General features: G+C 41.4%; 10 protein-coding genes. All 10 read right to left on the bottom strand.

Annotation, left to right across the window (positions count from 1 at the left end; genetic code table 11):
• Nucleotides 1-3 precede the first annotated feature (3 nt).
• The 10 genes from F8S12_RS13460 to F8S12_RS13415 all read right to left on the bottom strand — a co-directional run bounded on the left by F8S12_RS13460 (nucleotide 4) and on the right by F8S12_RS13415 (nucleotide 17,238).
• The gene (locus tag F8S12_RS13460) at nucleotides 4-270 is read right to left on the bottom strand and encodes a hypothetical protein (protein ID WP_196516774.1); all 267 of its coding nucleotides are present in this window, start codon (nucleotides 268-270) and stop codon (nucleotides 4-6) included.
• On the bottom strand, nucleotides 267-2,261 hold the full coding sequence (locus F8S12_RS13455) for an ATP-binding protein (protein ID WP_196516773.1): 1,995 nt from the start codon (nucleotides 2,259-2,261) through the stop codon (nucleotides 267-269). Before F8S12_RS13455 ends, F8S12_RS13460 begins: the two co-directional genes overlap by 4 nt.
• Nucleotides 2,258-3,556, bottom strand: coding sequence for a Pvc16 family protein (locus F8S12_RS13450; protein WP_196516772.1), 1,299 nt, complete (start codon nucleotides 3,554-3,556; stop codon nucleotides 2,258-2,260). Before F8S12_RS13450 ends, F8S12_RS13455 begins: the two co-directional genes overlap by 4 nt.
• Nucleotides 3,553-4,512, bottom strand: a complete 960-nt coding sequence (locus tag F8S12_RS13445) for a hypothetical protein (RefSeq protein WP_196516771.1) — start codon at nucleotides 4,510-4,512, stop codon at nucleotides 3,553-3,555. Before F8S12_RS13445 ends, F8S12_RS13450 begins: the two co-directional genes overlap by 4 nt.
• Complete coding sequence (locus F8S12_RS13440) at nucleotides 4,512-5,261, bottom strand: T4 family baseplate hub assembly chaperone (protein WP_230967994.1); 750 nt, start codon at nucleotides 5,259-5,261, stop codon at nucleotides 4,512-4,514. The genes F8S12_RS13445 and F8S12_RS13440 overlap by 1 nt, the downstream gene beginning before the upstream one ends.
• A gap of 53 nt (nucleotides 5,262-5,314) precedes the next feature.
• A complete protein-coding gene (locus tag F8S12_RS13435) occupies nucleotides 5,315-5,842 on the bottom strand; it encodes a phage tail protein (RefSeq protein ID WP_196516770.1) in 528 nt (175 codons plus the stop codon).
• A 78-nt stretch (nucleotides 5,843-5,920) separates the two neighbouring features.
• Nucleotides 5,921-7,459, bottom strand: a complete 1,539-nt coding sequence (locus F8S12_RS13430; RefSeq protein WP_196516769.1) for a phage tail sheath family protein — start codon at nucleotides 7,457-7,459, stop codon at nucleotides 5,921-5,923.
• A 35-nt stretch (nucleotides 7,460-7,494) separates the two neighbouring features.
• The gene (locus F8S12_RS13425; RefSeq protein WP_196516768.1) at nucleotides 7,495-7,935 is read right to left on the bottom strand and encodes a hypothetical protein; all 441 of its coding nucleotides are present in this window, start codon (nucleotides 7,933-7,935) and stop codon (nucleotides 7,495-7,497) included.
• A gap of 86 nt (nucleotides 7,936-8,021) precedes the next feature.
• Nucleotides 8,022-12,284, bottom strand: coding sequence for a DUF6519 domain-containing protein (locus tag F8S12_RS13420; RefSeq protein WP_196516767.1), 4,263 nt, complete (start codon nucleotides 12,282-12,284; stop codon nucleotides 8,022-8,024).
• 10 nt (nucleotides 12,285-12,294) lie between these two features.
• Nucleotides 12,295-17,238, bottom strand: a complete 4,944-nt coding sequence (locus tag F8S12_RS13415) for a hypothetical protein (RefSeq protein ID WP_196516766.1) — start codon at nucleotides 17,236-17,238, stop codon at nucleotides 12,295-12,297.
• Nucleotides 17,239-17,250 lie beyond the last annotated feature (12 nt).

The raw sequence follows: 17,250 nt of genomic DNA, 5'->3' as shown, positions 1-17,250 counted from the left end.
AATTTAGCGATCGCCTGATGAACTAATTCTTTCATAAATCACTTGGGCTAGTTGTTGACCCATGTTTAAAGTATTGTCTGTAGAAGTTATATTGAGATCAATATTCAGTTTGGGAATCGTGCTTCCTGATTGCATATTTGCAGGCAATCCGTTAATTGTAAGTAAATGTAAGAGTTGCGTTTCAATTACTGCTTGAAGTTGACGACGTTCTCTTGAAGAAAGATTAATGTTGTCCAAAATTAAATAATCAATTTCTAGTTTGATGTTCATCGTGTAGTCTCTGTGAGATTATGCCAGCGAAATTCAGATTCATTAATCGGGCGATCGAGTTTGCGAAACTCTATACGAGCAGCAGCTAATACTATTGCCATTGTTATAGGCGTATCAGCTTTAGCTGCCAGAAAAGCTGCATTCAAAGCAACATTATGAATACTGCCTCCAGCTAAATTCAATTTGGCTAGACGATTGAAATCCAAATCTTGAATTGGTGTCGCTTGAGGAAAAGCTTTTTGCCAAATCAAACAGCGTTCTTTCGCTCCAGGAAAAGGAAAATTGACAATGAAGCGTAGCCGCCGCATAAAAGCCGGATCTAAAGCATTTTTAAGATTGGTGGCAAGAATCGCTAAACCCCGATAAGATTCTATTCTTTGTAGGAGATAATTAATTTCAATATTTGCATAGCGATCATGTGAATCTTTGACTTCACTGCGTTTACCAAATAAAGCATCTGCTTCATCAAAAAATAAGATTGCCCCTCCATCTTCTGCCGCATCAAATAACCTGCGGAGATTTTTTTCTGTCTCACCAATGTATTTATTAACAACAGTTGATAAATCAATCCGATACAAATTCAAATGCAAATCGTTAGCAATCACTTCTGCTGCCATCGTTTTACCAGTACCGCTTTCGCCTGCAAATAAAGTACTAATACCTAATCCCCGATTCATTCGTTGTTGAAAACCCCAGTCTTGATAAACTGTGCTGCGATGCTGAATCTGATCCACAATTTGATGCAACAAATTCAGTTCTTCATCAGGTAGAACTAGCATTTCCCAAGTTGCTTTGGCATCAAGTCGGTGTGCCAAAATATCAAATCGAGGTCGAGTGTAAGCAAGACATTTGCGCCACAACTGCTCGGATAAGGAATCAGCAACAGGTTGATTTTCCACTAAGGTAGATTTTGCAATCTCTGCAATAACGATGGAATTCAGATTGAATTGACTAGACAAGTAACCAGGGCGATCGCCTGCTACACTTCCTAAAGCCGCAGCCCATAGCTGTTGCTGCTCATCTGGAGTGGGTTTGTTGACATCAATTGTGCAATCAATCTGAGCTATTCCTGGCTGGGTATCTCGACCACTAACGAAAATCAGCCCGCCACTACGAGCTAAAAACCGATGTAGTGGCAGTGCATAACCCTCCAAAACAGACGCATTATTTTCATGAGCGTCCAAATATAAAGCTATTGGTAAAAGTAAACTTTCTCGATACCATAGCCGTGCTAGTGTTTCTAGTTCCTGGGGTTGGGATGGCAATAACTCTATCGGCAATCGATAAAGAGTTAAGCCCAAAATTGCAGCAACTTGTTGGGCGACAAGTTGCTTACTCAGAGAATCTGAACCAACTAACTGAATTACCAAATGTTCCCAGTCAGATTGTTCCAATGAATGCACAATTGTCTCTACAGCACTCTGTTGCGATGGAGGTAATTCAAATTCCTGTTGAGGAACGTCCAGAGGAATCAGAAAGCTAGTCAGATGATGGTCTAGGTAGTTCAGCCCTTTAATATAGTTGACAATGCGTTCATCTGCTCGTAAAGGACTGGTGGTCAGAGGTTGCACACCGGATTGGTTAATTTCCAAAAGTCGCCAATAGCGCAGAGGGCGTTGAGGTGATAAAGCATCCCAAATGGGTTGTTCAAAACAGGCTAATGCTAAGGCAAAGGTGGGATAGCGCCAGTGAGAATTATCTTGTGCCTGGGCGCACAGCGTAGCCATTTGTGTATCCAGTTCCAGAGCAGAACACAGCAGCAAGATATTCTGCTCAAATGGTGATAGGTTAAATTGTTGGCTGAGAATTTCTAATGCTGGCGGAGGTTGAAGTTTGGCAGCTTCAGCAATGTTCTCCTCTGCCTGCTTTAACTCTTGCGTTGTTGGTTTATCAGATAGTTCAGCTAATTGTATCAACCGTAAACGCAGCCAGTGCAATAAGGCAGCTAAGTAGCGATCGTTTCCTATTTGCCATTGCTCTAAGTTACTCATGGCACAGATACCTTCTGGTTTGGATCGAATTCCAATTTAGGTGGTGTACCTCGCACCAATAAACTGTCAATTCCATCCACCCGTAAGCGAATCAAATACTCTCCTGGAGCAAGGGTTGTGGGCAGGGTAAACTCTAGGGTATTTGTAGGAATGGTGTGGTTACTAATGAGTTGGTAATTATCAATCAGCAACATCACACGTTGCTCAGGTAACACCCTCGGACGGCAAGTTAGCGTCAATCTGCGGGTAACTGAATTGTAGTTAAATGGCAAAATCAGACGAGGTGCGATCGCTAATGGTAGCTCATTTGTAGTCACAGTTTCAGTAATTGTAGTTCCGTCTGGTTGAGGGCGATCGCGATTCACTTCTACAGAGATTTTGTAAACTCCCACCAGCCACTGGTTCGGATCTTGTAATGGTTCACCTGCAAGTGTCTCTGGGTCGGGGTTATCAGGTAGACGTAGAATAATTTGGGTAGCAGATGAGCCTGTTAATGGCGTTAATTGCAAAGGTTCTTGTCTGCGGGGATGTTGAAAGCGGACTCTAGTTGTCTTATCCAAGTGATGACCAATAAGCGTAATGATCTCTCCAGAGTTAAGTGAACCGTCTCCGCAACGAGCAGCACCTTGAGGATTTGGTATTTGAATTTTTGTCAGTGTCGGGAAGGGTGGTGATAAATTTGGCTCTATTAATAAATTTCGATCCAACACTGGTAAAGGAGTCAAAACAGGACGAGTGCTTTCAATCAGTACTACAGAAACCTCATAGGCTGCTGATACTCGGTAGGGAGTGGTAAAGGTTGTCCACAGTTTAGATAAATCTTCCAAACCAAGAGGCAGAGGTGTAATTCGTACCCGTTCTACTTGTTCATGTAAATCGCTGTTGACAGATTCTCCTCGAATGTCGGCTGTGATGATTGCCGTTCTAATTTCCTCCCGACTCAGCACTGCATGATCATGCAACACACTCATAGCTATCCCTAGCCATTGATGGCTGAGAATTTCATCATCTCCAGCCCCGCTAGTACTAATTAGGTAATGTAGATTGAGTGCTAACGGCTGCTGACTAGTTTCTCCCGGTTTGATTTGATTGGGAAGATCGCGATTGCGCCAAGCCGCATTTACAATAGTGTGATACAAAAACAAGTTGATTTGATCAGTAGTAGCATTCCCGCCAGGAAAGGCTCGATCTGGAGGTTTTGCAGTCACATTTTGGTTGGGTAAATCGGGTATACCCTGAATCAATAACTGTCGTAAAGTCTTTGTAACTGCTGCAATTGCCAATGCATTACTCATATTTCTCCTCCGTTACGCTGGCTGAGATAATCCCTCAGCGATAAGGTAGGTTTTTTCGTAATAGATTTTGGAGGTGGTTTCGGTGTGGAATTTTGGATTCCTCGCACTTCAATGCGACCAATCCGAATCTCAATTGTGGGTTGGGGGCTTGGTTGTATCGAAGGTGATAAATTAGCTATTGATAAGGGCAAAGAAGCTGATTTTAATGTTGTTTTATTTTCTTGATATATTAATGGTGGAGGAAGTTTAAAATCAGTCTGATTTAATTGATTCAGATGTGATATTTCTGTTTTTACAAGTGGTGGATAATCATCTTTATCCTGGAAATTATTAAATGATGTATGAGGAGAAAGTTGAGAATTGACTTCCGAAATAGGAGACGATAAATTAGTTATTTTAGAGGATGAAAAAGGTGGATATGTAGAAACAGGCTGTGGATTAAATATAGTTTTATTTAGAATAGTTTTATTTAGAGATTCAGCATGAGTCTCTGTAATTTGTTGTCGAAAATTAGTCAGTTTTTCAGTCTGCCCCGCAATTGAATTTTGAGAATCAGGCGGTGGTTTTTGAGAAGGTTCAGGGACTAATAAAGCAGAATTTGGCTCTGGAAGTGAAAATTGAGGAGTCACTGGCTCGAACGATGTTACAGAAGAAGCAGTCGGACTGGAATTTAGCAAATTGGGAATCTGAGGGTTTTGAAAATAAATTGATGTTGCGATCGCCCTTTGGGTGGCTCCCAAGGGGAGCATCGCCTCTGTTGAAGTTTGGTTTATAGCTATATCTTTTGTTGGTGTAGAAATTCCCACATCCGACTCTGTGCCAGAAGGTGCATTGACAGGATAATCATTTGCCATCATGCTTTCAACGGCAGGTGCAAAGCGAGAAATCAGCCGGGGTTGAACGACAGGTATTAACCCCAAAGTCCGTTGAGCTAATCTGGTAAGGAAGTCTGCCATCAGCCAATCAGTTCCAAGTAAAGGTTACGTCGCATTGCGCTCATGGATAAGATGTCTGCTTCACGCCAACTGTAATGACGAGCCAGCTGATGAACTTCTAACAGTAGGCGTTTTGCTTGATTGTTGAGTTCTGCCCAGAAAAAGCTGACGATATCGAAAAGTATTTGCCACTCATAATTACAAGCAGGACAACACAAATCCAACAGCATTTCGGCTTGGGGATCGACTTGGGCCATTTGCGTTGCGATTTGAGTGGTGATTTGGGGTGGTAATTCTTGAGAGGAAATGACACAACCATTGTGATGCACTTGCAACAAACAACGCTGTAATAGGATAGCTTTCCCCGCTTCGGGATTGTGGCAGTTAGCGATCGCTGCTAAGTCCCAGCTATTGGGTAGCCGAAACTTGATATCAAATCCTTCAGCGACAAATGCATATTCCTGATTAAGCAACTGTCCAGAATCAGCTAACCGGACATCTGTGACATTTAAAGTGAATTCCAGCTGTTCCGCGCACTCAGGACAGTGAACAAAACAGTTGAATATCGTCCCAAATGTCATCTCCCGGAGAGTCAGTAATGCAGCATCACGCTGACCAACACTTAGAGAAGCAAGTTGTGTGGCAGATTGCTCTGGACAGGCAAATGCCAGTAAAGTCAAGGCTTGATCCACAGGATGTTGTCGCTGACCGATTTCCCAAATGCGGAGAATCTGATCGGCCGATAGAGGATGCATCTGATTACTAGTCATTAGTCAGTTGTCAGTTGTCATTGGTTATATTCTCCGCGTCCCTTGGAAAACTCTTAGGCTGGTGGTTCTAGAAAGGTTGGTTCTGTTGGTTCAGTAACTTCAAAGTCTCTTTCCCATCCTTCGTTTTGCAGTTGAATGCTTTGGATGGCAATAGCATTGGCATTAGCATCGAGTTCTGGTAATGCTGTAAATTCCGATACCCAGCAGCGATAGATTTTGTATGCGATCGCCACCTGTCCAGATTCATTCATCAACTCAACGATAATGTCTTTGCGAAAGTCTTTGAGCGAAACTTCAGCTCCCAATCCAGAACCATAGTTCCAAACTTTGTTAGCCCACTGTTCAAATTCCTTGTCATGGGTGATACCCCGTTCTAGCATGATCGGTTCATACTTGGTTTGTCCTGGAGAGTGGCGCTGGCTGCTGGGGTCGCCTCCTTCACGGTGATTGATCACTTCGGTAGAACGCTTCAGTGATCCCATTTTGCTGACACCTGCCACATATTTGCCATCCCATTTGACTCGAAACTTAAAGTTTTTGTATGGGTCAAATCGTTGGGCATTGACGCTAAATTGAGCCATATTTTCACTCCTTAAATTGCAATTTTGGTAACTGAGAGATACAAATTTTTACACATGTGAGGGAAAAAGAATTGCCGCTCAAGTAACTATTTGTCCAGCTATCTGCTGAAACTTGAGAATGACAAACTCGGCTGGTTTGAGAGGTGCAAATCCGATCCAAATGTTGACAATGCCTAAATTTATGTCATTTTGGGTTGTGGTTTCGCGATCGCATTTGACAAAATAAGCTTCTCTGGGTGTTTTGCCTTGAAATGCACCTCTGCGGAAGAGATCGTTCATAAATGCACCAAGATTAAGTCGAATCTGTGCCCACAGAGGTTCATCATTTGGCTCAAATACAACCCACTGTGTTCCTCGATAAAGGCTCTCCTCCAAGAACAGCGCTAACCGCCGAACGGGTACGTACTTCCACTCAGATGCAAGTTGATCTGCTCCTGCTAACGTCCGAGATCCCCAAACTACATTGCCGTACACAGGAAACTGACGAATGCAATTTAAACCCAGAGGATTCAATCGACCATTTTCATCATCAGTCATCTTATAAGATAATTCCCGAACACCAAGAATCGATGCTTCGGTTCCAGCAGGCGCTTTCCAAACTCCTCGTTGGGCATCTGTGCGAGCAAAAATGCCAGCAACTACACCACAAGGAACAAACTCTTCTGTTCGGTTTTCTTTGAGTGGATCTGCCATTTTCAAACGTGGGAAAAACACTGCTGCATTCGTCCCCACCTCAACTCCTCCAATCTCCCGCCGCAAGGTATCAATTCCCGTCTGGGCATTGGCTATACTTGTCCAATTTGAGGGCGGATCTACAATTAGCATCGCCCGCCTTTTCTTACAGTACTGAGCAGCCAGCTTAAGAGTTGTGTCAGTCCCAACATCTAGAATCCGAGTCAGGGGCGGAATACAGAGCAGATTAAATAAATCAGTTTTTTCTAGAGCATAAAGCCCTTTTCGATCTGTTTCTAAGCCTTGCCCCGTCGATATTTGAGTATCGGTAATGTCGCTGCCATCGTTACCTTCTTCGTTAGCATTAACTACAAGTTCAGCAGGACGTTCTGTAAGTGTGGTATTGCCTATAACATTGACTAAAACAGATTCTTGCTCAATTACCGTTTTGTAAAAACGACGGGAATCTGGTTCGCTAGAAAGGTTGCGAAGTATCTCAGTTGCTGCAACTTTATCTGAACCACGCTGCTCAAGTTGTTGAACAGTTAAGTTGAAGAGTTTGGCATCATTGGGATTGCTTGTCTGGTGATCGATCGCAGCCCGCAAGTTTTTGCCCCACTCTCCTGGACTTGCTGCTTGCAAAGTTAATTCGCCGAGAGTGATGGAGGAAAATTTTCCTCCATTGTCAACCCTCAGAATAATGGCGTCCTGTCCACCATTCTGAAAATACTGCTGTACGGCATAGCTCATGGTACTCTTTTCCCATAAGCCTCCAAACTGCCGCTCAAATTCTCCGAAACTTTGGATGCGAATCGGCTCATCGATACGTCCTTTGCGGGCACGACCAATGAAGGCTGTGATTGAAGTTGCTACTCCTACGATGGTACGAACACCACTGGGAATTTCTTCAATATAAACACCAGGGTATGTGGGATTAACGGGCATAAAAATTCCTCCTGATGGGATGGCTGAAAATAAGATCAAGGCGTTGGTGAAGGTGCTGGAGTAGGTGTTGCATCACGTCCAACCAACACTTCAATCACAGCTGTTTCAGATTCTTTTCCTTCAGAACCTGCAAGTTTATTGGAAAATGTAATTTTTTGAACTTTACCTAGTAGAGCCGCGATTGATTCTACACCTAAAGAAACTTGAGGATTATCCAAATTTATGGCTGATTTACCATCAGGTTGATAGGTCAGTTTTTTATCATCTGCTGCATTTGCAGAAGTATATATGCTTGATTTAATCAACAAAAAACTGACTGCTTTTTCACCTGGTTGAACGTCAACAATTAAATCAGAACCGGCTTTGACACTGACTTCAATCTTGTCATAAGCTTCGACCTCGATTTTGACATTAGGAACAGGAATTTGTGGGACTCCTTCTACTTGGATGCTTAAACCGACATTGATAATAGACATTTATCTTTCTCCTTTTTTAAGAGTTGTTTTTCTGTAATTACTTAGTAAAAATTGAGGCACTTTATCTAAATTAAATGTCTTTAAATTCAGCGCCAAAAGCGACGAAGTAATCGTTTCAATCTTTGGTAAAATGATAATTCGGTACGCCTGGATGTATTGAGCGATCGCCTAACTGGCTCTTCAAGAGAATTGGCAAACAAAACTGATGATTGCCGAGTTGCCAAATCGCCTTCTTCTAATTCTTTTAGTCTTGCTTGTAAAGACTCAAGCTCGTTGTGTTGATTTTTAATAACTTCAGCTAATTCTTCAGCTTTTGCTTGTTGGTCTTTGACAGATTTTGTCAGAACTGCAACAATATCTAGCAGTTTGACTGCTTGTTTATCAGTTGAGGTTAATAAATCAGGTGTATCTTCGGCAATAAATCCTGCATGTAAATTTTTATCTTTATCTCCTGTATAAATAAATTTTACTGGCTGAAGAGTTTGCAGGAGTTGTTCAGCTTCTTGGCTAGATAAATTTCCTATCTCTTCTTTTAAGGTTCTTGATGAAATTTGTTTAAAAGTGTTTCCTAGTATCTCTACAGACCTCAATAGTTTAACTGTCTGGTTTTTTGCATTAATGGTATCTGTAGAAATGATGTCTGTTGCATAAAGTTGACCTTCTACATAAAGGTTGCCATCTAAATAAAATTTTGCATCATTTAGAAGGTTATTTTGAGGCGGATCGTTGCCTATGATTAAGCGATCGCATTTTATCTTATCGTCTACCTTGATTGAACCAGCAACGTGTAATGTTGCCTGCACATTTTGAGAATCAGCTATACCTATACCAACTTTGCGAGTGTTTTCAGTTGCAAGTAAGACATTCTGAGTAACTGTTAGGTCGCCAGTAAATGTATTATCTGCTGTTGTTCTGACAACTCCAGTTAATCCTGATCCATCCCCGATAAAAGCAGGAGCTGCGATCGCCTTATCGAATTTATACTCAGAACAGTTTGTCTCAAAATCACAAGCTTGTTCACCAACATCCGATTTGCGTCCGATTTGCACATATTGTTCAGTCAAGCCTACGTCGCGGCTAATTCTCAAAACACCGCCCTTGACATAAAGCTGTGCATCAGGAACCGAGATAAATGTTCCTACACCGATACCAACTTTGCCACTTACGATCAAGCCATTACTAGGAGATTCTTGTTGACCAGCAAAATTACCAATTGCGACTCCACCCAATACATCAAGTTTATTTTTCGACGTTGGAATGCCAATTCCCACCGAACCCTTGACAATTAAACCTTCTGCGGGAATAGTGTTTGATTGTAGATAGTTATTATCGCCAATAGCGACGTTACCCAATACCCCAAATTTACAAGTTAGGTTGCTTGCCCCAATCCCAACCTGATTATTAGTGAATGTAAAAACATTTGCTTGATTTGCTACAAACTCAACTCGTTTAGGATTGTCTTGAATCTCCAATGAAGCATAATTTTCTGGGGTTGTAGAAGTTGGGTTTTTAGCAATTTGAAATGTTGCACCTCGAAATATTCCTGCTGCCAGTTCACCAGGAATATTTAATTTATTAGTAATAAGTTCTTCTGTTTTAATTACGCCTTTTACTTCGAGTTCATTTTGAGGAGTAGATGTGCCAATTCCGGTATTACCATTGGCAAGGATAATCAATTTATCTTTGCCTTGATCATCTGTAAATCGGGCAATTGGCTGTTGATACTCAAATTCCTTTGTTTCTCCTGTGTTGGATGGAAAATTAGGTAACTTTGGCTCAATAGTTAAGGTTGTGTTTTGAACTTCAGTGATAATTACTTGTTGATTGTCAACTCTTAACCAGTCACCCTGATGTAGTCCAGTTGCATCATTTACGGTTACAGTTGTATCTTCGATTTTGGTAATGCTTTTTCCTTCAGCCTTAACAAATCCAGTGGCTTGAGTTTGTAATCGTGCGATCGCTGTTTCAACCCCAATACCAACTTTTCCTAATACAGTCAAATCACCTTCTATCTTACCTCCTGCTCTGTCAAAGGCACGTACTAAAGGTGGAAAAATAAAACGCTCATCCTTTAAAGATTGCGGATCATTTTTATCGCCCATTGGAATAAACTTGCCGTCGTCAATCTGAACTGTAGCAAGAAGACAATAGTCATGATTTATTCCTAGAGTGGGTTGAGATAGCGGTTGACGTTTGTCTCTAGGTTCTGCTTGATCATCGGGCCATTCGATATCGTTGGTTGCAGTCCGAGCTGGAATGAGCCAATAATTACCAGTCGTGTATTCAGATTTGTCGTCAAATTTGACTTTAATTCCAGCTTCTAGCTCAACCCATTCTGTACGAGTCAAAATAGAAGCCTCTTTGGTCGTATGATCCCAACATCGCACTTTTGTTGGCTGTTCAGGAATCTCACCTTCTTTTCTAGAAAAATCAAACTCGATTTTGGTATCCAAAACTCTCTTTAAAGGAGCTAAAGCGCCCGGTAAGCCTTTTAACTCCCTTTCTTCATCCAGAATCTCAATCCACTGTCCAGTTTTGGAATTAGCCCAGGCATCCTGAGCAGATTTGCGAATGGTAATAAAGCCGTCTTTAATATTTTTGGAATTTTCAATGGCACTGACAATGCTCCCATTATCACGAGACCATTTAAATTTTGCCTTTTCAACCTGACCTAAATCGTGAATTTCAACTCGGTAAAGTTGATTTTCTAATCGTTGATAACCCCTACCATTTGAAGTTGCGCTGTTAGAAGAAGCACATAGTTTTGCACAGGCGTTCATAGATGCCTGCCGCCCTTTTTTTCTCTGGAGAAATTCTTGCCATACTTCTTGAATTAAGTCCTTCCACTCTGAGTCATTTAAATTTTCAGGATTAACTTCATCTTTTTCGTAGGCTACTATTTTTTTAAGGCTTGGCTTTGATGCTATAAGATTAGCTAAAAGCTGATTAAAAGTATCTCGCAAAGATTGTTTATTCTGCTCTAAAGTTTTAGCTATCTCTAATATATTCCCAATTTTCTCGATCAAGTTTTGTTTTTTATTTGTATCTGTTTTTGGGATATTCTCTAAAAGATTATTGAATTTCTCTTGAGAAGGCTGCTGTTTGGGTACAACAATCTGCTCTAGTAAATTATTAAAATCATCTGAGATTTCTTGTTTCTTCTTGTCTAATTCTGTAATATTTTCTAATAATTTATCTTGTTCTGGTATTGTAATTTTTCCCAGTAACTCCTGCACTTGTTTTTGATCTGGCGTTGTAATTTTTTCCAGTTCTTGATTAAAATTATTAACTTTTTCTGTCTTTGCTGTTGGCTCTAATGTTGATGGTTTCAAAAACTCATCAAAATCCGTTTGTAAAGTTTTTTTAGTATTTTCTATTGTTGCAATGTTCTGGAAATAGCTTTGCAGTTCTTCCTGATGCGATCGCGTAATATTTTGTATTAACTCATGAAACTTTTGCAATGACCTTTCAGGGAAAAAGTTTTGTTGCCAAATATCTGGCTTAGTGTCTACTTGTACACTATTCCAAAAAGTATTAAAAGCTTGATCCAATTCCTTAATACTAAGCTGCTTTAGCTTGTCTAACAGTTTGTTTTCATCAGGTTCATCAGCAGTCAAATCTTGAATAAGTTGGCGATTCAATGGTTGTAACTGCAATTGCCAAACTGTTTTAGTCCGGGTTGTTGTATCAGGAATATTCAGCGCTACTTCACGAAGTTCAGGGTCTTCAACAGTGCTAATATGGCGTTCCCAAACATCGACATAGACAAAATGCAACCCATTTTTGTAATGTTCAGGATTGGGATAATCAGGCTGAGTTTTATAAGTTACAATCCGGCGTAATTGACCAGGATTTTCAACTTTACCGCTTAAAGACAGTTGTAATGTTTGGGTGTCAATCTCTTGCTCAATTTGGAGAAATTGCTTATTAGCCGGAAGAATTTCAACCCATTGATTTTTAGCAAACTTCCGACCATCAACTATTAGAGTTTTTACCTTAATAATTTGTTGAGTAGGGGAGGGTGCAATTTCAAAATCAATCTCAGTAGCTTCTAACTCACACAACGTACCGTTGACGTAGAGATGTCCAGGGGCGATCGCTAAATCATCACCATCAGGCGCGACGCTGATTTTAAAACTATCTCTGTAAGGCTCACCAGTGTCATTTTCGCTGCTCGGTACGCCACTTTCTGCACCAATCAAATCTACTACTTGAGTGCGATACAGATGTGCTTGAATATCTACTTGTTCATTCGAGTCTGAATCAAGTTGCAGGCGACCTTGCTGCATCCGAACACTGGTATAATGCTTATTTTTATCAAAAGTTAAACGGCTAAAATCGCCTTTCATTCGACTCTCCTCAAGTAACGTAGAAAATTCCTGCTTCTAAACCAAAACGTAAGTATTCTTCTAAATTTGCTTGCAAGTTAGTCTCTCGCTGAGGTTGTTTGAGAGCGTTAAAAGCACCCATTTCAGCTTTATCGTCGCTGCCGGTACGGATTTCTGAAGCACTGTTTTGTCTAAGTTGGGCATAGCCTGGATCGCCATAATTTTTTGAAGTAAATAGTGGTTGCAATCGCTCCATTATTTGTAACTTTTCTACTACATTTGTTAATTTTTCATTAATAGCTAACCAACTGTCACCGGCATTTTCAGACCTGAGCATACTTCCTGCTGCTGTACCCGCAAATAGATTTTCATTACTAGTATTAACTGTTAATGCGGTAATATCTAAACCTTTTAAATCTAGACTTAATTGCCTCCAATTACCGCCATTGACAGAACGAAATATTTTACCATCTGAGGTAGCAGCTAATAATAAATTATAGATTGGGTTATAAGTTTTCACTCCTGTTAAGTCTGATGGCAAAGTCGGTTCAAGGATGATCTGTGTATTAGAATCAATTGATCTGATTTTTCCCGTCTCTCCTGCGATCGCGATCGCGTCTCCTGGGTGCAGTCCTTCTTCTTTAAAAAAGGTTTTGACACCAGTTACAGCCGTGCCTTCGATAGATACTTCGATAGATACTGTGCCAGTGATTTGATAACTGACTAACGCAGTAATATCTAAACTATTTAGCCCCTGATTAATGGCTATCCATCCTTCAGAATCGTTAAAATAAAATATCCCTCCGCCTGATGTACCAATTATTATCTCATCAGCATCAAGTATCAACGCAGTAATGTAGTAATTCTTTAAGCCCTTGTTAATGGGTATCCAGCGATCGCCATACTTATCTTCAGATTCATTATGAATAATTTGAAAAACCCCGCCACCTGCTGTCCCTGCAACTAATTGTCCTTTTGAGCCATCAAAATAAACTTCTAATGTTCTGACATCTCTATTAGTGAGTCCTGTATTAATAGATATCCAGTTCTCAGCATTGCCATTGCCACGAATAATGCCATCCCCAGCCGTTGCTGCTAGTAGAGTGTTGACAAAAAAGTTGATTGTGCCTGATAAATTATCAAACGGAGCATTTAAAATTAAGGTTGTTATTTCAGCAGACTCGTCAATATTGATAGCGATAATCTCACGGGATTGTCTATCTTGCGTTTGATTTTCTACTGCGATCGTGTCACCGATGCGGCATTCAGCTGGGCAAAGGAGGCGATTAATTTGGATTTGCCCTTGTTCAACTAAGTTTCCGGTTAAAGGCCAATCATATTGACGTAAAATCGTGATTGTTGCATTCGTTCCGGTGGCATCTAGAGAAGTCCAATTATTACCAGAATTGAGAGAACGAAAGATTTTTCCCCCTGTAGTACCTGTTAACAAAACTTCACCGATTCCATCTTGGGTATACGCTAAAACTGTAGCAACGTAAGGATTTGTTAATCCTTGATTGACAGCTTGCCAAGTTGCACCATTATTTTGGGAACGGAACACTCCTCTGCCTGCTGTTCCTATAAATAGTTGTTGATTTTGCGGTGCGATGGGCTGCGCTTTGCCGTCGGCGATCGCAACTGATGCGATCGCTTCTGGTAGGGGATTCAACGCCTCTTGAAATGCTAAATCAGGCTGACACTGATAACGGCTGGGTGTACGCGAACCTTCGGGTATATGAGAAAAGCGGATGCAACCGATCTGGTTTTGGGCAACAGTGACTTTTTCAATGAACAGACTGTTGCTAACTTCTATTTGACTAACAGTAGTCATACCCAAAACAGTTGTGTTGAAAATGTCGGCTGCTGCACCAGGAAATGAGATTGCTACACCACTAGTTTCTGCAATATTATTTCTCGGCTGTCCCTTATCGATGATGCAAGCTTCTATTTTCAGGTGCGAAATAGTTCCTGTGAAATCAACCAGTGAACCACAGATACTGCGATTGAGGCTAATTTCCAAACGAGAATTATCTTGTTGTGCAGTTGTTTGTGACGACAGTTGAACCCAGGGTAAACAATGCCAATCATCTAAATAGCCATTAGGGACAAGTGTTTGCCAGATTTCTGTCCTCAATTGGTTGATTTGCTGCATGAGAAGTTGCGTTAGCTGACGCAAAAATTCTTCAGGTGGACGAATTGCTCCGGTTTTAGGGCGTAACCATTCCTGGATAAAGGTAAGCATGACGATCGCGATCGCAATTAGATCGAAGCCATCTTCTTGATCCGAGTTAGACGATTTCCAAGAATCGAGTTCTTGTGCTGATTGGAGGATTTGTAAGCCACCTTGTTCTGGAACGAGAGTAGAATCATTGATTTCCAACCGTTCCAAATTGCCGGGTAGAACTATGACTTGTCCTTCAATGAGCAATCCGTCGAGAAGCAACTCTCCTTGATTTAGTTGATCGCGAGGTGCTGTACCTTGAACAAACACATTGCCTTGAATATGCGATCGCCAACCATCTGCTGCTACTATTTTCAAGCGTCGTGCTTGTGGGATAACAATTTCTAAATCTCCCGTATATCTGAGATTGTCATTAATCAGAATAATTCCTGTATCTGATTGTTTCGGTATTTCCGAGACAATACCAAGTTGCTGCCAGTCTTGATTATCGTCATGAGAAACAGGTTTAATCGGGAATCCCTGTCTTTTCTGGCTGGAAATGAACAATACTAATTGCCGAGCTGCATAAGCACTCAAGTCAAACTGATAATTTCGCTCTAGCTTAATTTCTTCTCCTTCAGTATTTTTAACACTACCAGCCGTAACTGTAATTTTATTTCCCTGTGCAATCACGTCCAGCCCATGAATATCAGCGACAGATTCAACGCTAACTTTCACTTGCGGAACATTGAGATGAGCTAGATAAATATATTGATTTATATTTGCGTTTGCTGCTGAAATGAAGCTTAATGGCCATCTTTGTCCATCTCGGATATTTTTGATAAAACCTATGGCACGGCTGTCTTGAGTATTTTTGGAAACAGCCAACCATCCACTCAGTCCCTGACAAGATTTGAGATTAATGTAGGTTGCAGTGGCCGCTACAACCTGTTTACCTTGGTGATCAATTGCAGTTCCGGCTGTAATCACAGCTTCTAAAGTACCTGGACGCACTTTAAATTCCAGCCCCTGCACAATCCCCGCTTGGAACGAGTAGCGAACACTCTTATCCAATTCTATTCCATGACGGGAATGCACCAATTTTGCCAAGGGAATAAACGTTCCTTGAGGATAGCCAGTATCATCAATAGCCGTTTCAGGAACAACATCAAGTTGGTAATTATTTTCTTGCAAAGCTGCCCGATAGCTAATAACTAAAAGACCCGTGCCATTGGGATAACTACTCAGATCAATCTCACTCAGATCAACGGTTTCCTTCACTCTGATTTGCAGACATCTTCCTTGAGAATCGATCGCTAATCCTGGAGTGACACATATCTCTGTATTACACCAACCAGGAACAACATCCAACCCTTTGTTCACAATCCCAGGAGCAAAACGTTGCAGTTTTTTGCCTGGTTTAATTTCCCGAACGGGATGAACAGTAATCGAGGCGAGGCGAATATGAGTGCCATTTTGTAAAGATTGCCAAGCAGATACAGTCTGATTCCATGCTTGGACTGCTGTAGCTAGAGGATTTTGCTCGGCAGAAATTGCTTGCTCAACCTCCCACAATAAAGGATTGGTCAAAGATGCTGTTTGGTTTGGCGCAGAAGCATCAAGCAAATCATTTTTAGTGACACCACGACTGTAAGTCCCTCCACCAAGGTCATCACTAAAAGCATAGAGATAACTTACTTCTACTCGTTGGGGAAGAATGCGATCGAGAAATGCAATGCGTCCCAGTTCGGGATCGACGGCAACAGTTTTTGTCGGTAACGCCGTATCATCCAGACTCAGTTCAGAATCAACTTCTACAAAGCGCCAAGGCTTCGATTCTTCTTGCTGATTTTCTTGTATCTCTAACAAACTACAAATTAGTATTTCTTCTGGTGGAATCGGGTTTTGCTGTCCATTTACAAAGATTTGAATTACCGGATCGCTGTCGAAGTAGCGAATTCCTTCTATAGATTTCCCTTGTAAGCGTAACTGTCGCCGCTGTTTGAGTTCATTCGCTAAAGGTTGGTAGCGTAAAGCGGCTGGCAAATTAATTTCTTGAGCCAGGGTGACAATATCTGTCTCTTTTTGGGGTTGGTTGAATAGCGGTACATCATCGTAACCAAGGGGATTAAACGTGTAAAACCGTCCTGTTGGCTCATTATCAAGTCTAAAAGGCGCTACACGAGCGGTGCTACGCTCAATTGGGTAACTTTGCAACCGCCAAATAAATAACCCAATATTCGGGACGTTGTAACGTCCACCTTGGCTAGCCCGTCGCACTTCTGCTGTGTAAACAGCTTGTTGCTCAAAAGGAGTGCCAACCAGTTGTAAACTATTTGCCCGTAAATCAACCGTTGCACTTGCAGAACGAATGTGATTCAAATTTTGCGTACTTAGTAGTAAGCGAGAGAATTCCACAGTTCTTGCTCGCCAACCTGTGACATCACGTACCAATTGCTCTAGGATTGGGGCTGTGCCTTTGCGCCTGCGATATGCCAGGGTATTGGCTACGTAAGCTCGTTGTTCTTGTTGTCCATAAGATCGAGAGCGCGCAGATTGTGGTTGATTGGTCGAAAAAGAACTAGACTCTAGCTCCCTCACGTCCAGCAAATCGCCAATATAGGGAACTACCCAATCGTCACAAGTTTCGATAAACCAGTTGTCATATAAATTGTTAATATCATCTTCAATGATGCCCAATTCCTGTTCAATGACGGCCAGCAAAGCGCGTAAGGGTTCTCCCTCTTCGACATCTCGTATTTGATAGATGGCGGGTATTAATTTGTAGAGGCGATCGCCTGGTAGCTGGTTCATAGTAGTTTTATT

It is taken from the genome of Nostoc sp. WHI (assembly GCF_015714725.1).
Lineage (GTDB): Bacteria > Cyanobacteriota > Cyanobacteriia > Cyanobacteriales > Nostocaceae > Nostoc.
This window is presented reverse-complemented; position numbering and strand designations above follow the sequence as displayed.